The 22,853-nt window shown below is 64.7% G+C and carries 25 protein-coding genes; 7 read left to right on the top strand and 18 right to left on the bottom strand.

The window, feature by feature from the left end; all coding sequences use genetic code 11:
* Window positions 1-2 precede the first annotated feature (2 nt).
* From IFT60_RS22580 to IFT60_RS22525, 12 genes are all read right to left on the bottom strand, one after another.
* Window positions 3-404 carry a hypothetical protein gene (locus tag IFT60_RS22580; RefSeq protein ID WP_192055981.1) on the bottom strand — a complete coding sequence of 134 codons (402 nt, stop codon included), beginning with the start codon at window positions 402-404 and terminating at the stop codon, window positions 3-5.
* A 163-nt stretch (window positions 405-567) separates the two neighbouring features.
* Complete coding sequence (locus IFT60_RS22575) at window positions 568-1,248, bottom strand: OmpW/AlkL family protein (RefSeq protein ID WP_192055979.1); 681 nt, start codon at window positions 1,246-1,248, stop codon at window positions 568-570.
* A gap of 75 nt (window positions 1,249-1,323) precedes the next feature.
* Window positions 1,324-2,679 (bottom strand): SGNH/GDSL hydrolase family protein, encoded by a 1,356-nt coding sequence (locus IFT60_RS22570; protein ID WP_192055977.1) that lies wholly within the window; start codon window positions 2,677-2,679, stop codon window positions 1,324-1,326.
* Between the two features lie 420 nt (window positions 2,680-3,099).
* Window positions 3,100-4,125, bottom strand: coding sequence for an L-threonylcarbamoyladenylate synthase (locus tag IFT60_RS22565; RefSeq protein WP_192055974.1), 1,026 nt, complete (start codon window positions 4,123-4,125; stop codon window positions 3,100-3,102).
* On the bottom strand, window positions 4,122-5,321 hold the full coding sequence (locus IFT60_RS22560) for a 5-(carboxyamino)imidazole ribonucleotide synthase (protein ID WP_192055972.1): 1,200 nt from the start codon (window positions 5,319-5,321) through the stop codon (window positions 4,122-4,124). The genes IFT60_RS22565 and IFT60_RS22560 overlap by 4 nt, the downstream gene beginning before the upstream one ends.
* Before the next feature lie 9 nt (window positions 5,322-5,330).
* The gene (purE, locus tag IFT60_RS22555; protein WP_192055970.1) at window positions 5,331-5,828 is read right to left on the bottom strand and encodes a 5-(carboxyamino)imidazole ribonucleotide mutase; all 498 of its coding nucleotides are present in this window, start codon (window positions 5,826-5,828) and stop codon (window positions 5,331-5,333) included.
* A 1-nt stretch (window position 5,829) separates the two neighbouring features.
* The gene (locus tag IFT60_RS22550) at window positions 5,830-6,726 is read right to left on the bottom strand and encodes a phosphoribosylaminoimidazolesuccinocarboxamide synthase (protein WP_192055968.1); all 897 of its coding nucleotides are present in this window, start codon (window positions 6,724-6,726) and stop codon (window positions 5,830-5,832) included.
* A gap of 102 nt (window positions 6,727-6,828) precedes the next feature.
* Entirely contained in the window at window positions 6,829-7,893 is a 1,065-nt protein-coding gene (fba, locus tag IFT60_RS22545) for a class II fructose-bisphosphate aldolase (protein ID WP_192055966.1), read from the bottom strand.
* Window positions 7,894-7,959: 66 nt separating this feature from the next.
* On the bottom strand, window positions 7,960-9,417 hold the full coding sequence (pyk, locus tag IFT60_RS22540) for a pyruvate kinase (RefSeq protein ID WP_192056018.1): 1,458 nt from the start codon (window positions 9,415-9,417) through the stop codon (window positions 7,960-7,962).
* Window positions 9,418-9,492: 75 nt separating this feature from the next.
* Window positions 9,493-10,698, bottom strand: coding sequence for a phosphoglycerate kinase (locus IFT60_RS22535; RefSeq protein WP_192055963.1), 1,206 nt, complete (start codon window positions 10,696-10,698; stop codon window positions 9,493-9,495).
* 50 nt (window positions 10,699-10,748) lie between these two features.
* Window positions 10,749-11,093 carry a branched-chain amino acid transport AzlD family protein gene (locus tag IFT60_RS22530; RefSeq protein WP_192055961.1) on the bottom strand — a complete coding sequence of 115 codons (345 nt, stop codon included), beginning with the start codon at window positions 11,091-11,093 and terminating at the stop codon, window positions 10,749-10,751.
* Entirely contained in the window at window positions 11,086-11,826 is a 741-nt protein-coding gene (locus tag IFT60_RS22525) for an AzlC family ABC transporter permease (RefSeq protein ID WP_192055959.1), read from the bottom strand. Before IFT60_RS22525 ends, IFT60_RS22530 begins: the two co-directional genes overlap by 8 nt.
* A 279-nt stretch (window positions 11,827-12,105) precedes the next feature.
* Between IFT60_RS22525 and IFT60_RS22520 the strand changes: the two genes are divergently transcribed.
* Genes IFT60_RS22520 through IFT60_RS22510 form a run of 3 tightly spaced genes read left to right on the top strand, consistent with a single transcriptional unit; the run spans window position 12,106 to window position 13,918 of the window.
* Window positions 12,106-12,300, top strand: coding sequence for a zinc-finger domain-containing protein (locus IFT60_RS22520; RefSeq protein WP_056343230.1), 195 nt, complete (start codon window positions 12,106-12,108; stop codon window positions 12,298-12,300).
* A 33-nt stretch (window positions 12,301-12,333) separates the two neighbouring features.
* Entirely contained in the window at window positions 12,334-13,332 is a 999-nt protein-coding gene (locus tag IFT60_RS22515) for a YheT family hydrolase (protein ID WP_192055957.1), read from the top strand.
* Window positions 13,325-13,918: a DUF2946 family protein gene (locus IFT60_RS22510; protein WP_192055955.1), complete on the top strand. Its 594-nt coding sequence runs from the start codon at window positions 13,325-13,327 to the stop codon at window positions 13,916-13,918. Before IFT60_RS22515 ends, IFT60_RS22510 begins: the two co-directional genes overlap by 8 nt.
* A gap of 213 nt (window positions 13,919-14,131) precedes the next feature.
* Here IFT60_RS22510 and modE read toward each other — a convergent pair whose 3' ends face one another.
* The 5 genes from modE to IFT60_RS22485 form a co-directional block, all read right to left on the bottom strand.
* The gene (gene modE, locus IFT60_RS22505) at window positions 14,132-14,947 is read right to left on the bottom strand and encodes a molybdenum-dependent transcriptional regulator ModE (protein WP_192055953.1); all 816 of its coding nucleotides are present in this window, start codon (window positions 14,945-14,947) and stop codon (window positions 14,132-14,134) included.
* Window positions 14,944-15,639 carry an ATP-binding cassette domain-containing protein gene (locus IFT60_RS22500; protein ID WP_192055951.1) on the bottom strand — a complete coding sequence of 232 codons (696 nt, stop codon included), beginning with the start codon at window positions 15,637-15,639 and terminating at the stop codon, window positions 14,944-14,946. Before IFT60_RS22500 ends, modE begins: the two co-directional genes overlap by 4 nt.
* 10 nt (window positions 15,640-15,649) lie before the next feature.
* On the bottom strand, window positions 15,650-16,321 hold the full coding sequence (gene modB / locus IFT60_RS22495; protein WP_192055949.1) for a molybdate ABC transporter permease subunit: 672 nt from the start codon (window positions 16,319-16,321) through the stop codon (window positions 15,650-15,652).
* 16 nt (window positions 16,322-16,337) lie between these two features.
* On the bottom strand, window positions 16,338-17,096 hold the full coding sequence (modA, locus tag IFT60_RS22490) for a molybdate ABC transporter substrate-binding protein (RefSeq protein ID WP_192055947.1): 759 nt from the start codon (window positions 17,094-17,096) through the stop codon (window positions 16,338-16,340).
* A gap of 105 nt (window positions 17,097-17,201) precedes the next feature.
* Window positions 17,202-18,692, bottom strand: a complete 1,491-nt coding sequence (locus tag IFT60_RS22485) for a M48 family metalloprotease (RefSeq protein WP_192056016.1) — start codon at window positions 18,690-18,692, stop codon at window positions 17,202-17,204.
* 179 nt (window positions 18,693-18,871) lie between these two features.
* Here IFT60_RS22485 and moaC point away from each other — a divergent pair, with 179 nt between their 5' ends.
* Both moaC and IFT60_RS22475 read left to right on the top strand, forming a co-directional pair.
* Window positions 18,872-19,381 carry a cyclic pyranopterin monophosphate synthase MoaC gene (gene moaC, locus IFT60_RS22480; RefSeq protein WP_192055945.1) on the top strand — a complete coding sequence of 170 codons (510 nt, stop codon included), beginning with the start codon at window positions 18,872-18,874 and terminating at the stop codon, window positions 19,379-19,381.
* 2 nt (window positions 19,382-19,383) lie between these two features.
* Entirely contained in the window at window positions 19,384-19,872 is a 489-nt protein-coding gene (locus IFT60_RS22475) for a hypothetical protein (RefSeq protein WP_192055943.1), read from the top strand.
* 25 nt (window positions 19,873-19,897) lie between these two features.
* On the opposite strand, the gene IFT60_RS22470 is transcribed toward IFT60_RS22475, so the two are convergent.
* Complete coding sequence (locus tag IFT60_RS22470) at window positions 19,898-20,233, bottom strand: hypothetical protein (protein WP_206759234.1); 336 nt, start codon at window positions 20,231-20,233, stop codon at window positions 19,898-19,900.
* 154 nt (window positions 20,234-20,387) lie between these two features.
* Between IFT60_RS22470 and IFT60_RS22465 the strand changes: the two genes are divergently transcribed.
* Together IFT60_RS22465 and IFT60_RS22460 are read left to right on the top strand one after the other, a co-directional pair.
* Window positions 20,388-20,645, top strand: a complete 258-nt coding sequence (locus IFT60_RS22465; protein WP_192055940.1) for a hypothetical protein — start codon at window positions 20,388-20,390, stop codon at window positions 20,643-20,645.
* Window positions 20,646-20,764: 119 nt separating this feature from the next.
* The gene (locus tag IFT60_RS22460; protein ID WP_192055937.1) at window positions 20,765-22,816 is read left to right on the top strand and encodes a S9 family peptidase; all 2,052 of its coding nucleotides are present in this window, start codon (window positions 20,765-20,767) and stop codon (window positions 22,814-22,816) included.
* Window positions 22,817-22,853 lie beyond the last annotated feature (37 nt).

Genomic DNA, 22,853 nt, shown 5'->3' with positions numbered 1-22,853 from the left:
GCTCATCGCCACTGCAGGCCGCAGAAAGCGGCAATGCGCTCCGTCGTCGCGTCGAGCGCGTAGTCGTCCAGGCCGACGCCGAAGCGGAAACATGCATCTGCCGTGCGGATCTCGATCAGCCCCTGGCCCAGGCCGAGCGCCGTCCATTTACCCGCGGGCGAAGATGGTTCGGGCGTCGGCAGGCGCCGGACCGAGACGATCTCGCCGGCGAAGCAGGTCAGGCGCTGGCCGGGCGTGCCTTCGCCGCGGACGATCGTCAGCGTATCCCGGAACAGCAGGTTGCGATACAAGGTGCCGACGACGGCGAGCAGGATGCCCAGCATGAGCGCGAACGGCAGCCAGGCGCCGGCATTGTCGGGCAGGCGCGCCCAGTGATGGCGCAGTCCGGGCACGAGGATGAGCATGAAAAAGAAACCGAGCACCATGGGCAGGAGATGCCACTGCCTGGGGTACACAATGTGCAGCGTATCGTTCCGGGTCATGGGCCGATGGGCGTAAAAAAGCCGGCATGGCGGCGACGCCAATGCCGGCAGGGTCGCGGCCGGGGCCGCGCGCGTTGTGGGAACCTTAGAACTTGTAGCCGACCGCCAGCACCACGGCGACCGGGTCCAGCTTCATGTGCTGGTTCTGGCCAGTCGAGAAGTGGACGTCGGTACGCAGGCGGCTCTTGTTGACGGTGACGTCGGCGAACCATTTTTCGCTCAGGTTCATCGCCACGCCGACTTGCGCGGTGTAGGTGAACTTGTTGTCGATGTCAAACGTCGTCGGGTTACCGCCCGGGTTCGTCAGCGCGGTCAGCTTGCCCGAACCGCGTTCCTTCATGAAATAGGCATAGGTGGCGCCGATGCCGACGAACGGACGGAAGGCCGCGTTCGGCGCGAAGAAGCGGTATTGCGCGAACAGGGTCGGCGGCAGCGCCTCGACCGTGCCCAGTTCTCCGGTGCCGGCGATCGAACCGGCGCCCATGATCTTGTGCTTGTACGGCGTGCCGAGCGCGCCTTCGAGCGAGATGTTGTCGGTCAGGCCGTAGGCGATGATCACCACCGGCTGGATGTCGCGCGAAACATCGGCCTTGGTGAACGGCAGGGCCGGCGCGCTGATGTCGCCGCTCTCGACCTTCGGAGTCAGCTGGTTGAAGCCGAACTTGGCGGTGAACTGGCCGGCCGACTGGGCCGATGCACCGGCCGCGCACGCCAGCGCGGCAGCGGCGACCAGCGTTTTGGCGACACTATTGATACGTACTTTCATACTTTCTCCTGGATTCTTTTTACAGCCGGCTGCGCCTGCCCGCAGGGGCGCGCAGCCGGGCATTGTTGTATCGGATTACAGCCAGCCCTTGACCGCCATGTCCTTCAGGACGTAACGGGTCACCAGCCAGTACTCGTACGGGGTCGGGTGGATGTCGTCGGCGAACATGTAGTGGCTCACGTCCGGGCCCGACAGCGTCTTGCTGGTGCAGGTCAGCGACGAGTCGCTGGTGCAGGCTTTGAGCGCGGTATTGGTCAGGCCGTAGATGGCGGGATTCGCTACCTGGTCGCGGCTGACCGAGAACAGGTCGACGTAGGCGATCTTCGGATCGTCGCCCAGGCCGGCCTTCAGTTGCGCGTTGAAGGTGTCGACCATGGCCTTGATCAGCTCCTGGGTGGCCGGCGCCTGCGATTTGCCCGATGGGGTGCTGGCGACGTCCGGCAGGTTGTTGACGACCACGTAGTTCGCGCCCTTGGCGACGATCTGCGTCTTCACCAGCGCGGCCATCTCGGCGCCGGCACGGCCCAGTGCGGCAACCAGGGTCGGCCCCTGTGCGGTGGCGTAGGCGGCGCCTGCGGCAGCGCCGGCGGCTTGCGCATCGGTACCGGCCTTGGCGGCGGCGGCTTGCGCGTCGGCCAGCGTCGCGCCGAGGCGGGCAGCTGCGCCGACGGCGGCAGCGGCGATGGCTTGCTGGTTGCCGCCGGTGGCGGCTGCGCCCTGCACTGCCTGGGTGATGGCTGCCGGCGCGGCGGCGCGGTTCGCGGCCGGCACGGTGGCCACCAGGCCGGTGATCAGCAGCGTCGGGAACTGGCGCTGGCCCTCGGCCTGGCCGGCGGCGGTCGCGCCGGCGCTCAGCGCGCCCAGCTGCATCAGCACGTCGTTACCGCCAGACATGACGGTGACCAGTTCGGTGCCGCTGAACTTGCCGCCGGACTTGGTGAGATGGTTGGCGATCTGCGTCACGAGCGGCACGGTCAGCTGCCCCACTTGCGGATCGTTGGTGCGGTGGTGCGAACCGACCGGATCGGTCACGCGCGAACCGCCCTGCGCATAGTTGTAGCAATTGCTGTAGTTGACGACCGGGACGTTGAAGTCGAGCGCCGGATTGGCATTGTCGACGCCCTGCAGGCCGGTCTGGGCGGCGCACGGCTTCGGCAGGTTCAGTTCAGCGGCCAGTACTTCGGTCCAGTTCAGGCCGGTGTAGGCCGGGTTGGCGCTGGTGTTGTCGCCATTGATGGTAAATGCACCGCCGCCGGCGGCCGCGATGGCGCCGACTTTATAGGTGCCGACGTCCGACAGGCTGTCGCCGAAGCTCACCTGCTGGGTGAACGCGACCTTGTGCGTTTGATCGCCACCTTCGCTACCGGTGCCACCGCATGCGGCCAGCGCAGCTGCGGTCAGCAGCGCGAGCGCGAAATTCGTTTGACGCATTATGTCTCCTAAAAGGAATGGTATTTTTCTGTGAAACGAACGCCCGTGCTATTCGCATCGCAAACTAATATGCCAGTGTTCTTTCTGCTTGTATAGAAATATTGCTTGTCATGGTGTCAAGCACAGACAACAAGAAGGAGCGAGAAAGGGCTGGCAAGGTCTGCCGATTATATCAAGGCATTGCTTTGCGTAATATCTCGAAAGGTAACAGCGCGGGGGAAATGCAACGGTCCAACGTGGGGATGAGGGATAACACGGTGCGCAGTTCCGCGTGGGCTCGGGGTCCTACGCGGCCCGGCCCACCCTACGGTGCACCACCGCCGCATGAAACAATTGGGAACTGTCGTGTAATGTAGGGTGGGCGCCCCGAGCCCACGCGTAAACGGCGCGAGACGTTACCGTGACAAGCACGGTACGCCCTCACACTTCGCGATTGAGCAACCCGTGCACGATCCCGGTCGACCCGTGCGCCGCGCGGCGCAGGCGGTCGTTGACGCCGAGCCAGGCGCCATCTTGCGGCGGCGCCTCGACCAGGATCACGTCCGCGCCCTGCCCGTCCAGCGCGCGCAAGGCCGCGTACAGGGCGTGGGCAAAGCCATCCGGCGTGGCCGGCAGGCGCTCGCTGGCATGCGCATTCCACAGGTCCGAATAATGAATGAGGGCGACCTTGCGTCCCGCCGCCGCCATCTGTTCCAGGGTGCGCACCAGGGTCGCCGTGTCCTGCATCGCCACCGGCGTGTGCGGCGCGTAATGCGATTCGAGCGTGCCCGAAGCGCGCGGCGCGGCGAGGTCGGGCGCGGCCGGCATCCGGTCGATCACGGCGGCGATCGCTTCCGCGCTCACGTGGCCAGGCCGCAGCAGCACCGGGCCGTGGCTGGCCAGGCGCGACAGGTCGACGATGGTCGATTCGATGCCGACTTGCGAGGCGCCGCCGTCGAGTACCATGGCGACCGCGCCGTCGGCGCCGAATTCGTCGCGCACGTGCTGGGCCAGGGTCGGGCTGACGTGGCCGAATTTATTCGCCGAGGGCGCCGCGATGCCGCCCTGTCCGCCCTTGAAGGCGCGCAGCAGGGCAATTGCCACCGGGTGCGATGGGCAGCGCAAGCCGACCGTGTCCTGGCCGCCGCTGACCGCATCCGGAATGTTCGAAGCGCGTTTGACGATCATCGTCAGCGGGCCCGGCCAGAAGGCCCCGGCCAGCGCCTGCGCCTCAGGCGGAATGTCGGCGGCCCAGTGCGCGATGTCCGCTTCCGGCGCCAGGTGCACGATCACCGGGTGATCTTGCGGGCGGCCCTTGGCGGCGTAGATGGCGGCGACCGCGGCCGGATTTTCGGCGTCGGCGCCGAGCCCGTACACGGTCTCGGTGGGGAAAGCGACAAGCTGTCCGGCCTCCAATGCACGCGCGGCCGCCGCAATCGCGGCCTGGTCGATGTCCGGATGGGTCACGCTGCGATCCCCAGGATGGCGCAGGCGGCGCGCAGTTGCTCTTGCGCTTCGCCCAGCGTCGGCGCCACGAAGGTCACGTGGCCCATCTTGCGGCCGCGGCGCGGATCGTCCTTGCCGTACAGGTGCAGATAAGCGCCGGGCAGCGCCAGCACGCGGTCCCAGGCCGGTTCGCGAATCTGGTCGTTTTCGAACCAGACGTCGCCCAAGATATTGAGCATGACGGCCGGCGAATGCTGGCGACAATCGCCCAGCGGCAGTTTCGCCATTGCCCGCACCTGCTGCGCGAACTGGCTCGTCACGCAGGCGTCGATCGTGTAATGCCCGCTGTTGTGCGGACGCGGCGCCATTTCGTTGACGACCAGGCTGCCGTCGGCCAGCACGAAGAATTCGATGCACAGCACGCCCACGTAGCCAAGCTGGGCGATGATGGCGCGCGCCGCATCCTGCGCTTGTTGCGCGCATTCGGGCGCGACGTTCGGTCCCGGCACGGTGGTCGTGAACAGGATGCCGTCGCGGTGCACGTTCTCGGCGATCGGATAGACGACGGACATGCCGTCATGCCCGCGCGCAGTCAGCACCGACACCTCGTAGGCCAGCGGCAGCATTTTCTCTAACAGGCAGGTCACGCCCTTCATTGCCGCGAAGGCGGCGCGCACGTCGTCGCGGCTGGCCACACGTACCTGCCCCTTGCCGTCGTAACCCATGCGCACGGTTTTCAGGATGCCGGGCAGCAGTTCGTCGCCGATGGCGGCGATGTCCTCGAGCGAGGCGATCACCTTGTGCGGCGCCGGCATCACGCCGGATTGCGGCGCGCACTCGACAAAGAAGCGTTTTTCGGCAATGCGGTCCTGGGCGATCGCCACGCAGGCGCCGGCCGGCGCGACGAAACTGCCGTGCGCCAGCAGGTTCATGCTGTCGGCCGGCACGTTCTCGAATTCGGTGGTGACGGCGGCGCACAGCGCCGACAATTGGCCGAGCGCGATGCTGTCGCCGTAATCGGCATTGATCAGGCGCTCGGCAACGTCGCCGGCCGGGCAGCTGATGGCCGGTTCCAGCACCGCCACTTTGTAGCCCATGGCCTGGGCGGCATGCGCGAACATGCGGCCGAGCTGGCCGCCGCCCATGACGCCGAGCCAGGTCGGTGGATTGGCGCTTGGCAAAAACGCGCCCTGCTGCGATTGACTTGCTTTACTCATGGGTTGTACTCAAACGGGCAATATCATCGCCTTGGCGGCGGCGGTCTGGTCCAGGCGGAACTGTTCCAGCTGCGCGGCCAGGGCATCGTCGTCCGCCGCCAGCAGCGCCACGGCGGTCAGCGCGGCATTCGCGGCGCCGGCCTCGCCGATGGCGAAGGTGGCGACCGGAACGCCCTTCGGCATCTGCACGATCGACAGCAGCGAATCCTCGCCGCGCAGGTATTTGGAGGGCACCGGCACGCCCAGCACGGGCACGATGGTTTTCGCCGCAATCATCCCCGGCAGGTGGGCGGCGCCGCCGGCGCCGGCAATGATCGCGCGCAGGCCGCGCGCGCGCGCCGTTTCGGCATAGCTGAACATCTCGTCCGGCATGCGGTGCGCCGAAATGACCTGCGCCTCGAACGGCACCCCGAACTGTTTTAATACGTCGACCGCGTTCTTCATGACGTCCCAGTCGGACGAGGAACCCATCACCACGCCGACCAACGGCTTTGCTTCGCTCATCATCTCAGGCCTTCAGCTTTTCGCCGGTCAGGCGTTCGATGGCTTCGAAATACTTGGCCTGGGTTTTATCGATTACGTCCTGCGGCAAGGCCGGCGCCGGCGCCGTCTTGCCCCAGTCGGTCAGCGTTTCCAGGTAGTCGCGCACGAACTGCTTATCAAAACTTGGCGGCGACATGCCCGGCGCGTACGAATCCGCCGGCCAGAAGCGCGAGGAGTCAGCGGTCAGCACTTCGTCCATCAGGTGCAGCACACCCTGGTCGTCCAGGCCGAATTCGAACTTGGTGTCGGCGATGATGATGCCGCGCGTCGCTGCGTATTCCGACGCGGCGGTGTACAGCGCGATCGAGATGTCGCGCATTTTTGCCGCCAGTTCGGGGCCGATGCGCGACTCCATGTCGGCGAACGAGATGTTCTCGTCGTGCTCGCCCAGGTCGGCTTTCGCGGCCGGGGTAAAGATCGGCTGCGGCAGCTTTTCGGCTTGCTGCAGGCCGGGCGGCAAGGCGATGCCGCAGATCGATCCGCTTTGCTGATAATCCTTCCAGCCCGAACCGATGATGTAGCCGCGCACTACGGCTTCGACCATGATCGGTTTGAGGCGCTTGGCGACGACCGCGCGGCCGCGCACCTGCTCGACTTCGTCAGGGGCAACCACGCTTTCCGGCGCCACGCCGGTCAGATGGTTCGGCACGATATGGCCGAGCTTCTCGAACCAGAAATCGCTCATCTGGTTCAGCACCATGCCCTTGCCCGGGATCGGTTCGTTCATGACGACGTCGAAGGCGGACAGGCGGTCGGTGGTGACGATCAGGATCTTGTCGTCGCCAACGGCGTAGTTGTCGCGCACTTTGCCGTGGCCCAGCAGTGGCAGGGACTTGATCGAGGTTTTATAGAGGCTGTTCATGGGAGGAGTATCAGAGAAACGGACTTCACGGACTCGGCAGCAATGTGACTCGCCGCCGACAAGAGACACGGGCTGCCGCAGCAGCCCGTTCCAGACAGTATATTACTTGACGACTTGCGCCAGTTCGCCGGCTTTGTAACGCTCGGCCATCTTTTCCAGCGGGATCGGCTTGATCTTGCCGGCTTGTCCCTCGCAACCGAACGACAGGTAACGCGCCTTGCAGATCTCGGTGGCCGCTTCGCGCGCCGGCTTGTTGTAGTCGCGCGGGTCGAATTTACCTGGATTCTGGAACAGGTACTTGCGGATCGCGGCGGTCATTGCCAGGCGGATGTCGGTGTCGATGTTGATCTTGCGAACGCCGTGCTTGATGCCTTCCTGGATTTCTTCGACTGGGACACCGTAGGTTTCCTTCATGTCGCCGCCGAATTCGCGGATGATCGCCAGCAGTTCCTGCGGCACCGACGACGAGCCGTGCATCACCAGGTGGGTGTTCGGGATGCGCGCGTGGATTTCCTTGATGCGGTCGATTGCCAGGATGTCGCCGGTTGGCTTGCGCGTGAATTTATACGCGCCGTGCGAGGTGCCGATGGCGATCGCCAGCGCGTCGCACTGGGTGCGCGCGACGAAATCGGCGGCTTGCGCGACGTCGGTCAGCAGCTGCTCGCGGGTCATGGTGCCGTCGGCGCCGTGGCCGTCTTCCTTGTCGCCCTTCATCGTTTCCAGCGAACCGAGCACGCCCAGTTCCGCTTCGACGGTCACGCCGATCGAGTGCGCGAACTTCACGACTTCCTTCGACACTTCGACGTTGTATTCGTACGAAGCGACCGACTTGCCGTCGGCTTCGAGCGAACCGTCCATCATGACCGAACTAAAACCCGAACGGATCGCGGCCATGCAGACGGCCGGCGACTGGCCGTGGTCCTGGTGCATGACGACCGGGATGTGCGGATAGGCTTCGACGGCGGCATCGATCAGGTGGCGCAGGAAAGCTTCGCCGGCGTACTTGCGCGCGCCAGCCGAGGCTTGCATGATCACCGGGCTGTTGGTGGCGTCGGCCGCGGCCATGATGGCCTGCACCTGTTCCAGGTTGTTGACGTTGAACGCCGGCAGGCCGTAGCCGTTTTCGGCAGCATGGTCCAGCAGTTGACGCAGTGATACGAGTGCCATGGTAGTACTCCAATAAGAAGAAATCTGTCTAAGGCTTCGACAACGCGAAGCTTCGTATATTCTTTTTTAATCTTTGTAGGTCTCGCCGACACGCACGATCTTCAGGGCGTTGGTGCCGCCGGCTTCGCCCATCGGCGAACCCCAGGTGACGACGATGGTGTCGCCCGGGCTGACCATGCCTTCCGCGATCAGCAGCTCTTCGGCCTTGCGCAGCACGGCGTGGCTGCCGCCTTCCTGCAGCAGGTGGAATGCTCGCACGTTGCGGTACAGGGAGGCCTTGCGCTGCGTCGTGCGTGACGGGGTCAGGGCAAAAATCGGGGTGGCGATGCCGTGACGGCTCATCCACAGGGCGGTCGAGCCGGACTCCGTCAGCGCGACGATGGCTTTCACCTTCAAGTGGTGCGCAGTGAACAGCGTGCCGTAGGCGATCGACTGGTCGATGCGGGTGAACTGCACGTTCAGGAAGTCGGTATCGAGCTTGTTGTAGTATTCGGACTGCTCCGCTTCGAGACAGACCGCGGCCATCATCTCGACGGTTTCGATCGGGTACTTGCCGGAGGCCGTTTCGGCCGAGGTCATGACGGCATCGGTGCCGTCCAGCACGGCATTGGCCACGTCCGATACTTCGGCGCGGGTCGGCACGGCGTTGACGATCATCGACTCCATCATCTGGGTCGCGGTGATCGCCAGTTTATTCGAGGCGCGCGCCATGCGGATCATGCGCTTTTGCAGCGCCGGCACGGCGGCATTGCCGACTTCCACGGCCAGGTCACCACGGGCAACCATGATGCCATCCGACGCGTCGAGGATTTCCTGCAGCACGGGAATCGCTTCGGCACGCTCGATCTTGGCGATCATCAGCGGCTTGTGCGCATACGGCTCGCCGGCGATGTTCGCCAGCTGGCGCGCCATTTCCATGTCGGTCGCGCTCTTCGGGAACGAGATGGCGAGATAGTCGGCCTGGAAGCTCATCGCCGTCTTGATGTCTTCCATGTCCTTCGCCGTCAGCGCCGGCGCGGTCAGTCCGCCGCCCTGGCGGTTGATGCCCTTGTTGTTCGACAGCTCGCCGCCGACTTTGACGGTGGTGCAGATTTCGTGGCCGGACACGCGGTCCACCACCAGTACGATCAGGCCGTCGTTGAGCAGCAGCTTGTCGCCGGGACGCACGTCGCGCGGCAGTGCCTTGTAGTCGAGGCCCACGCGTTCCTGGTTGCCGAGTTCGCCATTCTCTCCCCACTTGGCGTCGAGGATGAACCGGTCGCCATTATTCAGGAAAATCTTGCCTTCTTCGAACTTGCCGACGCGGATCTTCGGCCCCTGCATGTCGGCCATGATCGCCACTTCGGTGCCGCATTCGGCGGCGGCGCGGCGTATCAGGGTCGCGCGGTCGATGTGGTCCTGGGCCTTGCCGTGTGAGAAGTTAAGGCGCACGACGTCGACGCCGGCGCGGATCATCTTGACGAGAATGTCGAAGTCGGTCGATGCAGGACCGATGGTGGCGACGATCTTGGTGGCGTTGTACAGGGGACGCATGTGTGGGGATCCTCGATTCTGAAAAGAGAAGCGCAGCCTCGGGGCTGCGCTGTTACTTATTTGGCTTTAGTTACTCTTCCGCTGCAGCAGGATCTCGACTGCCGGCAGGGTTTTACCTTCGAGGAACTCGAGGAAGGCGCCGCCGCCGGTAGAGATATAGCCGATCTTGTCGCCGATGTCGTACTTGGCGATGGCCGCCAGCGTATCGCCACCGCCGGCGATCGAGAACCCGTTCGAACCGGCGATTGCCAGCGCCAGGGTTTTCGTGCCTTCGGCGAACTGGTCGAATTCGAACACGCCGACCGGACCGTTCCAGACGATGGTGCCGGCTTTGGCAACTTGCTCGGCCAGCATGGCGGCTGTTTTCGGGCCGATGTCGAGGATCATGTCGTCGTCGGAAACATCCGCCACATCCTTGACGGCGGCGGCGGCGGTCGGGCTGAACTCTTTCGCGCAGACCACGTCGACCGGGATCGGCACCGAGGCGCCGCGCGCGCTCATCATGTCGATAATCTGTTTCGCTTCGTTCACCAGGTCGTTTTCGACCAGCGACTTGCCGATGTTCAGGCCGACGGCCTTCATGAAGGTATTCGCGATGCCGCCGCCGACGATCAGGTTGTCGACTTTGCCGGCCAGGCTTTGCAGGATCGAGAGCTTGCTGGACACTTTCGAGCCGGCGACGATCGCCAGCAGCGGACGCGCCGGCTGGCCCAGGGCTTTACCCAGGGCGTCGAGTTCGGCGGCCAGCAGCGGACCTGCCGCGACGACAGGTGCAAACTTGGCGATGCCGTGAGTGGTCGCTTCGGCGCGGTGCGCGGTGCCGAAGGCATCGTTCACGTACACGTCGCACAGCTTGGCCATTTTCTGCGCCAGTTCGTCGGCATTCTTCTTTTCGCCCTTGTTGACGCGGCAGTTTTCCAGCAGCACGACTTGACCCGGGGCGACGTCGACGCCATCGACCCAGTTCTGCTTCAGTTCGACCGGTTGACCCAGCAGCTCGGACAGGCGCGCGGCGACCGGCGCCAGCGTGTCTTCCGGCTTGAAGTCGCCTTCGGTCGGGCGGCCCAGGTGCGAGGTCACCATCACGGCAGCGCCGGCCTTGACGGCAGCCTGGATCGCTGGAATCGAAGCGCGGATGCGCGTGTCTTCGGTGATGTTGCCGTTGTCGTCCTGCGGCACGTTCAGGTCGGCGCGGATGAAGACGCGCTTACCCTGCAGCGCATCGCGGTCGATCAGGTCTTGCAAGCGGGTAAAACTGAGAACGGCGTCCATGTCGGCTCAACAGTGAAATAGTGAAAGAACGATATTCTACCGCACCCCTCCTACAGACTTGCATCAAAAACGTGTAAGAGACGCAACAGTGTAAAAGCAAGCATCCCAAAAACGATGGTTTGCAGCATGTTCTTGCGCCACACATAAAATCCCAGCGCAGCGATACCGGCCAGCAGCTTCGGATTGCCGAGTTCCAGGTGCACCTTGCCGCCGGCATCGAGCAGCAGGTCCGGCCCGATGATCGCCGCCAGCGCGCAAGCCGGCGCATAACGCAGCATGTCCTGGATGCGCGGCGGGATCGTCACTTTATGACCGATCAGCCAGAAACCGCTGCGCGTGATTGCCGTCGACAGGGCCAGCACCACGATGGTGGCCCAGACTTCCCACTCAGCCATTGTGTGCCTTTCGTTTTTCGATCATCGCTTCGGTCGCCATCGCCGCCAGCATGCCGGCCAGCACCGCCGCCAGCAGGCCGAGCTTGTAAGGAAAACCGTAGGCCAGCACCGAGACCGCCCCGGCGACCAGCACGCCGCACAAGGCCGCGCTGCCCGCCACCAATGGCACCGTGATGCACAGGATCGCCAGCGTGCCGGCAAAGCCCAGCCCCCATTCCGCCGGGATCGCACTGCCGACGAAAATGCCGATCAGCGAACCCACCTGCCAGGCCGCCCAGTTCGGGAACACCAGCCCCTTTAAATAGGACAGCTTGCCCGGTACCGGCGCCGCGGTTGGGAAGCGCTGCAGGAACATCGCCACCGTCAAGTCGCCGGAGATATAGCCGTACATCAGGCGCTGGCGCCACGGCAGGTGCGTGAAATGGGGCGCGAGCAAGGCCGAAAAGATCACGAAGCGCAGGTTGACCACCATCGCGGTGGCAAACGTCACCCAGATCGGCGCATGCGCCAGGATCAGCGGCAGCGAGGCCAGCTGGGCGGAACCTGCAAACACCAGCAATGTCATACCGCAGGCCTGCAAGGGCGTCAGCCCGGTCTTGACCATCGCGATGCCGACCACCAGCCCCCAGGCCGCAATCCCGAACAGGCTCGGCAAGCCGGTCCGCAAACCTTCCTGCCACAGGGCGCGGTCGGGGCGTTCAACGATGGATTGGACAGGGTCAGGCGCGTTCATGTCGCCTTCCTGCAACAGAAAATAAGATGAGCAAAGCTGGGACGAAAAGACATGAAACAAGAAAAGAATTTGTAGGGTGGGCGCCCACGCGTACGTGCTCGACCGAAGACCACCGGCCGTAATCGATCGCTCGAAACCCAACCGCGAGCCACCATCATTGATCGGGAATGTGCATTAACCCAACCATGACGAATCCGCCATTCTACCGATCATTCCGAACGGTCGCCTGAATCCGTTAAAATCCTGTCTTTGCCCAACTTTGCGTGATGGAGAATGTGAATGACTGACAAGACGATGCCTGTGGTGGAACTCGAGGCCAAGGATCTGCCGGCCCACTGCCCGAACCCGGCCATGCCGCTGTGGTCGTCGCACCCGCGCGTCTTCCTCGACTTCGACCATGAGGGTACCGCCAAGTGCCCGTACTGCGGCACCCACTACCGCCTGGCCCCTGGTGTCGCGTTCAAGCACCATTAAGCCTTCAGGCGGCTTGCCGCGCCGCAGTTTCTTATGACCTACGTTGCCCCACGGTGGCTGCCCGGCGGCCACCTGCAAACCATCTATCCCGCCACGCTGGCCGAGAAACCGCCGGTCGCCTACCGGCGCGAACGCTGGGACGTGCAGGACCCGACCCTCGGTGACGATTTCGTCGACGTCGATTTCGTCGATGGCGAGCCGGGTAAGCCGCTGGTCGTGCTGTTCCACGGGCTGGAAGGGTCATCAAGCAGCCATTACGCACGCGGCCTGATGGCGGCGTTGGCAGCGCGCGGCTGGTCGGGCGCGGTGCCGCACTTCCGCGGTTGCTCGGGCGAGCCGAACCGCACGGCGCGCTTCTATCACTCCGGCGACGCCGCCGAGATTGACTGGATCATGGCGCGCCTGCGTGCCCGCGCGCCGGGTCCCATTTATGCGGCCGGTGTTTCGCTGGGCGGCAATGCCCTGCTGCGCTGGCTCGGCGAATCGGGCAGCACCGCGAATTTCGTTAGCGCCGCCGCCGCGATCTCCGCCCCGCTCGACTTGGCGCGCGGCGGCGAAGCCCTCTCTTCCGGCTTCAACATGCTATATACGCGCATGTTCCTGCGCACCCTGGTTCCGAAATGCCTGGCCAAGCTGGAACAATTCCCCGGCCTGTTCGACCGCAGCGCCCTGCTCGCCGCGCGCGACCTCTACGCCTTCGACAACGTCGTCACCGCGCCGCTGCACGGCTACCGCGACACCGACGATTACTGGCACCGCGCCAGCGCCCGCCACGTGCTCAATGACATTACCGTGCCGACGCTGGTGCTGAATGCGCGCAACGATCCTTTCCTACCGGGCCGCCATCTGCCGGCCAGCGCATCGCAGGCGGTGACGCTCGAGTATCCCGACGAAGGCGGCCATGTCGGTTTCCCGGCAGGTCCGTTCCCGGGCCGGATCGACTGGCTGCCGCGCCGCATTCTCTCCTTTTTCGACAGCCTCACCCGCGCGCCCGCTCCAGCCGAATTATGCGAAGCTGGCGCCCATGGATGACATCGTAAAACAGGCAATGGCCAAGTGGCCGAACGTGCCGCACTGCTACGGCTGGCTCGCACTGGATGCGCGCGGCGCCTGGCGCATGCGCGACGAAGCGGCCCAGCAAACAGACGCCCCCGGCGACAAACTCAACAACGCCACGCTGGTCGGTTTTATCAACCGCAACTATGGGCACGACGACGCCGGCCGCTGGTTTTTCCAGAACGGCCCCCAGCGCGTGTACGTGAACCTGGAAGCGACGCCCTACATTGCGCGCACCGACCCGGCGCAGGGCATGCTGCTGCAAACCGGCGCCGCGCTGGGCAGCATCGAACGCCTGTACCTGACGGCAGCCGGCGCCGCCATCGTGCAATCGGGAGAGATTGTCGCCCAGGTCGACGACCGCGACGTCGCGCAATTGTTCGAGTCGCTGGAACTCGATGGTCAGCCGATCGCCGACGAGGCGCTGCTGCGCTGGCTCGACGGCGGCGCGGGAACACTGTCCCTGCGCTGGCGCGGCGCATCGGTGCCGGCCGAACGCATCGCGGGCGACGAATTGCCGCAGCGCTTCGGCTTCGTGCGTGTGCCGGCGCCGTCCGCCTGATCAATTAAAGAGTGTCTAATTCGCCGTTGTAGGGTGGGCGCCCCTGTGCCCACGCGGGTACGCTTTTGCCAGAAATGAGTGGTCAGACCCGTAAGGTGGGCGGCTACACCTGAACGCGTGGGTGTCCGCTACCTGGATGCCGCCCACCTTACGAGGATGTGCGCAAACGCCGGACAGCCGACATCGCGGAACATGAACTGGCCGGCTACTACCTCACTCCGGCACCGCCAGGATCACGCTCGACGCCTTGAAAATCGCGGAGACCGCGCTGCCGACGGCGAGTTCGAGTCCGGTCGCGCTGTCGTTGGTGACAATCGCCGCCAGCGAGGCGCCGCCCGCCAGGTCGATCACCACTTCCGTATTCACGGCGCCGGGTTGCAGGCGTGTCACGGTACCGTGCAACTGGTTGCGCGCCGAGAAGCGTGCGCCGGCGCTGGTTGTCACGAGGATGATCGACGAGGCCTTGACCAGGGCAAAGGCTTCGGCACCGACTTCCAGTGCCAGCTCCTGCGTGCTGGCGTGGGTGATAATGGCGACGATCTTGTGGCCGCCAGCCACGTCGAGTTCGATCTCGTCGTTGACGGCGCCGGTTTTCACTGCGCTGACCTTGCCGAAAAACTGGTTGCGCGCGCTGGTTCGCATACTGACTCTCCTGATGAGCAGGTAATCGTCGGCGAGCCCGGCGCTCTGCCGCCCCAGGTGTTCGACAAAGCGCCGGTGCTCCTGTTCGACCAACTGAAAATTACGCACCAGCTGCGTACCACGCGCCGTCAGCCGGGTACCGCCCCCGCCCTTGCCGCCCGCTGCGCGCTCGACCAGCGCTTCGCCGGCCAAGTTATTCATCATGTCGATCGCATCCCAGGCGCCCTTGTAGCTCATCTTGACCGCCTTGGCGGCCGCCGTGATGGATCCGGAATCGGCGATCGCCGCCAGCAGCGCCAGGCGCGTCGACCCGCCGAAATTTTCGCCGCCGACCGTCAGCCAGAGCGCGCCCTGCACCTCGATCGGTGTTTCTTGTTTATCCTTCATGATTCGACCTGCTCCAACAAAATGGGTTCGGGCGCGGGCGCGCCGTCGTGCAAACGCACGATGTGGCCGCCGAATGCCTCGACGTCGGCGATATCATGAGAAATCAGGATCGTCGGAATCTGCAGGCGGCGCTGCAGCCGGTCGAGCTCGCCACGCAGCTGCACCCGCAAGTCCGGATCGAGCGCCGCGAACGGTTCGTCGAGCAGCAGCGCCGCCGGTTGCGCCACCAGTGTACGCGCCAATGTGGTGCGCTGGCGCTGGCCACCGGACAGTTCGCCCGGCAGCTGGTGCGCCAAGTGCTGCAAATGAAACAGTTCGAGCCAGTAATCGACCGCCTCGCTGCGGACATGCTTGTCCGGATTGCGCCAGCCGCGCTTCGTGCCGAAGGCGATGTTCTGGCGCACGTTCAGGTGCGGAAACAGGGCGTAATCCTGGAACACGTAGCCCATGCGCCGCGTCCGGGGCGGCAAGTCGATGCCGCGGGCAGCGTCGAACAGCAGCGCACCGCCGACCGCGATGCGGCCGCTGTCGGGCCGCAGCAAGCCTGCGATCGCCTGCAAGGTCAAGCTCTTGCCGGCGCCGGAAGGGCCGAACAGCACGATGCGCTGGCTGTCCGACTGGAAACGCACCGCCAGCGTGAAGCTGCGTTTGCCGGAGCGCAGGGTTTTCTGGATGTCGATATCAAAATGCATGCGCGGTCCGCTAACGGTTGAGAATCCGGGCCGGCGCCAGCCGCCCGGCCGTCAACAGCACGGCGACGCAGACGGCCGAGGTGATCAGCACCAGGCCATTGGCAAGATCGTCCTGCCCTGCCTGCACCGCCTCGTAGACGGCGATCGAGAGCGTCTGGGTACGGCCTGGAATGCTGCCGGCCACCATCAGGGTGGCGCCGAACTCGCCCAGTGCGCGTGCGAAAGCGAGCAAGGCGCCGGCCAGGATGCCGCGCCAGGCGAGCGGCAAGGTCACCCGGAAGAACACGGCGAGTTCGCCCAGGCCGAGCACCCGCGCAGCATCCTCGAAGCGGCCGTCGACGGTCTCGAAGGCGGCACGCGCCGGCTTGAACACGAGGGGAAAGGCGACAATGGCGGCGGCAATCACCGCGCCCTGCCAGGTAAAGATCAGGTTGATGCCGAACGTGTCGTGCAAGCGGGCGCCGATCCAGCCCTTGCGGCCCAGCAGCACCAGCAGGTAGTAGCCGAGTACCGTCGGCGGCATCACCAGCGGCAAAGTCAGCACCGTATCGAGCAGTTCGCGCCCCGGGAAACGCCGCCGCGCCAGCAGGTAGCCGGCCAGCACGCCCCACACCAGCGCCAGCGCGGTCGCCCAGCAAGCCACCTTCAATGACAGGGCCAGGGCGGTCCAGGTCGGATGCACTGTTGCGTTCCCCGATTCAGGGTTGAAGGAAGCCGTACCGGACCAGCACCGCCTGCGCCGCCGGCGTCTGGACATAGGCGCTAAACCGGCTCGCCTCGGCGCCGTTGCGGCTGGCCGTCGTCCTGGCGATCGGATACGTGATGGGAAGCGCCAGCGGCACCTCGAACGCCACCTTGACCCGTTCCTTGAACAGCATGGCGTCCGAAGCGTAGACAAAACCGGCCCCGGTCTCGCCGCGCGCAACGTAATCGAGTGCCTGGCGCACGTTCTGGGTCTGGATGAATTTGGACGCGAGCGGCTCCCACAGGGCTGCCGACACCAATGCCTGGCGCGCGTAGCGGCCCGCCGGAACGCTGGCCGGATTACCGATGGCGATGCGCTCGATGCCGGCCTGGCGCAGGTCGTCCAGGCGCGTCAGCGGCGCAGTCGCATCGCGCGGCACGATCACGACCAGGGCATTGCGCACGAAATTCCTGCGCTCGGCAGCGGCAACCAGGCCCTGGGCGACGGCGGCATCCATGGTTTCCTGGTCGGCCGAGGCGAACACATCGACCGGCGCCCCTTTCGCCATCTGCTGCAGGAGCGCGCCCGATGCGCCAAAGTTGAGCAACACCGTCGTTCCCGGATAGCGCGCCTCGTAATCGCGCGCGATTTCCTTGAACGCATCGGTCAGGCTGGCGGCGGCCGACACGGTCAGCTCGGCCGCTTGCGCCAGCGCGCCGGCACTCATGAACAAGCCGGCGATGGCGAACTTGTGTAGCAAAAAGGTACGCATGAAACGCTCCAGGAATCGTATCGATTACTGGAGTGTACACTATCGCTATATACCAAAGTATATAGCGCTTCAAATGACCGGCATGCCCGGGTATAGCAGCGCCCGCTACTTGCCTTTCTCTTCTTCTTTTTCCTCTTTCTGGCGCGCCTTCAGTTCGCGTTCGCGCGCATCGATCACGGATTGCTCGTAGAACGAGACGTCGCTCGCCTTGCGCGCGAAATTCAACTGGTCGACCGCGGCCGGCAGCGCCCCGGCCAACACGTACGATTCGGCCAGCGCCATGTGCTGCAGCGCGATCTTGCCCTGGTTCGAATAGGCGCGCGCCAGCAGGTCGTACAGCTTGGCATCCTCGCGGTACAGTTGCACCTGGTCGCGCAGGTAGCGCGTCGCCTCGTCGAGCTTGCCGGCGTTGATCATCGCATCGGCATACTGGCGCGCCAGCGCGCGCGACAGCGGATAGCGGTGGGTGGCCTGCTCGGCATCCTTCAATGCCTGCTGCACGACTTCCTTCGGCTGACCCGGCGCCAGCTTGATCTCCTGGTCGAGCACGGCGAACATGGCGCCGCCGTCGCTGCTTGGCGCGGCCGAGAACACGCCCGCTTTCGGCTGCATCGCGGCACGCGCCTTGTCGAACCAGCTGCGCGCTCCGGCAAGATCGCCCTCTTTCAGCGCCAGGAACGACAAGCCGTACTGCGCCGCCACCTGCTGCTGGCGGTGCTGCTGGGTCAGCTGGGCCTGGAAGGTGGTGCGGGTATCGCGGCGCCCGATCGTGCCCTGGTCTTGCAGCACCCGCGCACGCGCCTTGGCGAGGTGGAATTCGATGGTGTCGGGACGCTGCCGATACGGCGTTTCCTTGATACGCGCCTGGATGTCGACGATGCGCTCGCTTGTCAGCGGGTGGCTGCTGAGGAAAGCCGGAATCTCGCCATAGATCTTGTTCGCGCTTTGCAGGCGCTTGAAAAAGGCGACCATGCCCGAGGTATCGTAGCCGCCCGCGCCCATGATCTGGAAGCCGACCCGGTCGGCCTCGCGTTCGGCGTCGCGGCTGAAATTCAGCTGCCGCTGCACGGCCAGGCCCTGCCCGCCCATCAGCACGCCCATCGCCGCGTCCGGGCTGGCCTTGGCCGCCAGCGCGGCCAGGATGAACGAGGCCAGCGGCAGCAAGGCGTCCTGGCGCTGCTGGCCGAGCATGCGCGCGATGTGGCGCTGCGACACGTGGCCGATCTCGTGCGAGACGACGCCGGCCAGTTCCGATTCGGTCTGGGCCGCCAGCAGCAGGCCGGAATGGATGCCGATGAAGCCGCCCGGCAGCGCAAACGCGTTGATGGCACTGTCGCGCACCGGGAAGAAGGTAAAGTCGGCATTCGTCTCGCCGCGCGCGCCCGGCATGGCGTCGACCAGGGCGCCGCCGAAATTGTTCAGGTATTCGCCGATCGCATCGTCGTCGAGATAATCGCGGTCGCGCCGGATCTCGCGCATGATCTCTTCGCCGAGTTTGCGTTCGACGATCGGCGACAAGTCTTCGCGCGAGGTGTCGCCCAGGGTCGGCAGGCGTGTCGCATTTGGCAGCTTGCTCAATGGCTGGGCCGGCGCCATGGCCGGGGCGGCGCCACATGCGGCCGACACGAGCAGGACGGCCAACGAACGCCGCCAGCGGACGCGGGCGCGCGGCGGGACGGGGTGGGATGTCGAGTTCACGGTACTATGATAACCCCATCGGCCGGCACACTGCCGCAGCCTGAAACACTTTCTTACCCGAGCATATCGAACCCACTATGAGCCCATCCGATCCAACGACCAGCCTAGACGGCCTGACCCATTTCGACGCCACCGGCCAGGCCCACATGGTCGACGTCGGCGCCAAGGCCGAGACCCACCGCGTCGCAGTCGCCGCCGGCACCATCCGCATGCAACCGGAAACCCTGCAACTGATCGTCTCGGGCAACGCCAAGAAGGGCGACGTGCTCGGCATCGCCCGCATCGCCGCCATCATGGGCGCCAAGCGCACCAGCGACCTGATCCCCCTGTGCCACCCGCTGGCGATCACGCGCGTCGCCGTCGATTTCGACGTCGACACGGCCGCCAACAGCGTCCACTGCCGCGCCCAGGTGGAATTGCACGGCAAGACCGGAGTCGAGATGGAAGCGCTGACCGCGGTGCAGGTGGGCTTGCTGACGATTTACGACATGTGCAAGGCGGTCGATCGCGGCATGGTCATGACGAATATCCGCGTGCTGGAAAAGCATGGCGGCAAGAGCGGTGACTGGACAGCCGCAGGGGACTAAACGTGAACGACAACCCAGCGAAGGCGCCGCTTTATCGCAAGGTAAATACGCGGGCACGCGGGGTTCATCATCGTGTTGGCGGCGACTTCCGCAACGAGCGCCACAGCAAACAGGTGACGGAGTCGGAATCCATGCGCGCCTCAATGCACGGCAGGCAAAACCGCGGGCTGGATTACTCGCCGCTGTTTCGTTTTCTGCTCTCGAAAGTTGGCCACGATTGGTCGGCCGTTCACAGCGAAGCATGCTCGCGGCTCGACCAGGAAGCACCGATTTACTGGCTGGTCGCCCGCAGCGACGAGGAAAAAAGGGAGCTGGTCCGCATCGGAGAAAGCAGCTTCTACAGTGGCTTGTTCATTGATGAACATCACATCCTTCGCCAGGTCAATCCCTCGCTCGGACCTGACGACGTGGATGTCACCTGCTCATGTTGCACCTATACCTTGAATGGCGTCCCGCTTTTGCGAAAGCGGGAAGACGCTCAGCGCTCATAGCGTTGCCGGCAAAGCCGGCCATGCCTCATTGTGCCGGCTGCATCCCCGCCATCCACGCCTGCGTGAACACCCGGCCGATCATGCTGACCGCCTTCCCGTTCGCATCGGCGAAGCGTTCCATCGATTGCTGCTGCACCGCCATCGCATTCTTCGCCAACGCGTCGGCACAGGACTGCGAGGCGGTAACGAACGCGCGCAGCGTGTGCTCCTGGATGATACCCGCTGAACTGAGCAGCAATTGCTGCGTGTTCGCGTGCATGGCGTTCCGGTAGAGGCCGGCGACGTTGGCCCAGGTATCGAACATGGGGGTGGTGGTGACGGTAGGGAATGCCATCGTTGGGTGTGCGCTCATCGTTGCCATGATGTTGCTCTCCTGGTGAATGGATCGAACGCCCAATTGTGCGGCGCACCATCGAGTCTACGCTCCGGTTAGCGATGTGGCTACCTTTGCATGCACCGGCGCCGACAGTCGTGATAATGTTCCGACATCTCAAGGGCGTCGCGAATGGACGATCATGACATTCAAAGACTTCTTCGGCATCGTGCTCGTCACCGCCGGCTTTGCAGTCGGCACGATGGGTTATCGCCTTCTCGGCCTGGCTTGGTATTGGGGAGCCTGCGTGCTGTTGCTGACCGGCGGACTCTTGATCTGGAGCGCCCAGCGCGACCGGGCTCTCCGACATGCCCTGAGCGACGGCCCCGGCGATTGGGGTGACCGTCATTACCTGGGTGGCGGCCACGCCACCGATTGCGCCGACCTCGGCGACGACTAACTACCTCGTTTCCTCCTGCCAAGCGCTCCGGGCCACCCACCCAGCCCGCATGGTAAATTGCTGTCTTTCCGCAAAGCCCGTTGCACGCGGAACTTCCTGACACGCTCAAAGAGGAATCGATGAAATTACGTTTGATGATGCTGGGTGCGGCCATTGCCGCCTCCGGCGCCGTGGCCGCGCCGCGCGGTTTGACGGTGGAAGACCTGGTCGCCCTGGAACGCGTCGGCAGTCCCGCCGTCTCGCCGGACGCCAGCCGCGTCGTGTACACGGTGCGCCGCACTGACATGGGCAAGAACCGCGGCCATACCAGCATCTGGATCGCCGACCTGAAAGGGACGACTGCCCCGAAAGCGCTGACCACGCACGACAGCAGTAGCACCGATCCCGAATGGTCTGCCGCGGGGGACGCCGTCTATTTCCTGTCGAGCCGTTCGGGCAGTTCGCAGGTGTGGCGCCAGGCGGCCAGCGGCGGCGAACCGGTCCAGGTGACCAATCTGCCGCTCGACGTCGATAATTTCCGCGTCTCGCCCACCGGCGACCGCATCGCGTTCAGCCTGGCCGTGTTCCGCGACTGCGCCGATCTCGCTTGCACCAAGGACCGCATCGAGCAGCAGGGCAAGAACAAGGCAAGCGGACGCGTCTACGACCGCCTGTTCGTGCGCCACTGGGATACCTGGGCCGACGGCCGCAATGCCGTGCTGTTCTCGGCGCCGCTGGATGCCAGCGGCCGCGTCGGCAGCGCGCCGGTCAGCCTGTCCGGGTCGCTCGACGGCGACGTGCCGTCGAAACCCTTCGGCGACCGCGAAGAATACCGTTTTAGTCCGGATGGCAAGACCATCGTGTTTTCGGCCCGCATCGCCGGCAAGACCGAAGCCTGGTCGACCAATTTCGACTTGTACGACGTGCCGGCCGCCGGCAATGCCGCGCCGCGCAACCTGACGGCGGACAATCCTGCCTGGGATACCAAGGGCGTGTTTTCGCCGGACGGCCAGACTTTAGCTTATCTGGCGATGGCGCGTCCCGGCTTCGAAGCCGACCGCTTCCAGATTATGCTGATGGATGTTGCCAGCGGCAAGAAGCGCAAGCTGGCCGCCAACTGGGACCGCTCGGCCGGCGCCCTGCAGTGGAGCGCGGATGGCAAGACGCTGGTCGTCGATGCCGAGGACGTGGGCCAGCATCGCCTGTTCGCGATCGATGTCGCCAGCGGTAAAGTAACAGGGCTCACCGACAAGGGTTCGATCGGCGGCTTCGACATGCGCCGCGATACGCTCGCCTATACGCAGGCGACCCTGTCGTCGCCGGCCCAGCTGTACACGGCGCCGCTGGCCGGCGGCCAGGCGCAGCAACTGACAAAGAACAACGCCGACAAGCTGGCCGAGGTCCGCTTCGGCGAATTCGAGCAGTTCTCCTTCAAGGGCGCCAAGGGCGACACGGTGTATGGCTACGTCATGAAGCCGTGGAACGCCCAACCCGGCGCCAAGTACCCGATCGCCTTCCTGGTCCATGGCGGCCCGCAAGGCAGCTTCGGTAATGCCTGGAGCTACCGCTGGAATCCGCAGGTGTATGCGGGCGCGGGTTATGCCGCCGTGTTCATCGACTTCCATGGTTCGACCGGCTACGGCCAGAAGTTCACCGATTCCATCAGCGGCGACTGGGGCGGCGCCCCGCTGGTCGACCTGCAAAAGGGCCTGGCGGCAGCTGTCAAACAATTCCCGTGGCTGGACCGCGAACGCAGTTGCGCACTCGGTGCTTCCTACGGTGGCTACATGATGAACTGGATCGAAGGCAACTGGTCAGACGGTTTCAAATGCATCGTCAACCACGACGGCGTGTTCGATACCCGCGGCATGGCCTATTCGACCGAAGAGCAATGGTTTACCGACTGGGAAAACGGCGGGCCTTACTTTGCCGTACCCCAGAAACACGAGCGCTTCAATCCGGTGCATCACGTGAACAAGTGGAAGACGCCGATGCTCGTGATCCAGGGCGACCTCGACTTCCGCATCCCGACCGCCCAGGCCCTGTCGACCTTCACCGCATTGCAGCGGCGCGGCATCGACAGCAAATTGCTGGTCTTCCCGGACGAGAATCACTGGGTGCTGAAACCAGCTAACTCGCTGTTGTGGCACCACACCGTGATCGGTTGGCTCGACCAGCACCTGAAGCGCTGATTTACTGATTTTTCTGTCAAAACCAGGACAAGCCCGT

It is taken from the genome of Massilia sp. CFBP 13721, from assembly GCF_014842025.1.
Classification (GTDB): domain Bacteria; phylum Pseudomonadota; class Gammaproteobacteria; order Burkholderiales; family Burkholderiaceae_D; genus Telluria.
The sequence above is the reverse complement of the archived record's forward strand: the minus strand, read 5'-3'. Positions and strand labels throughout refer to the sequence as shown.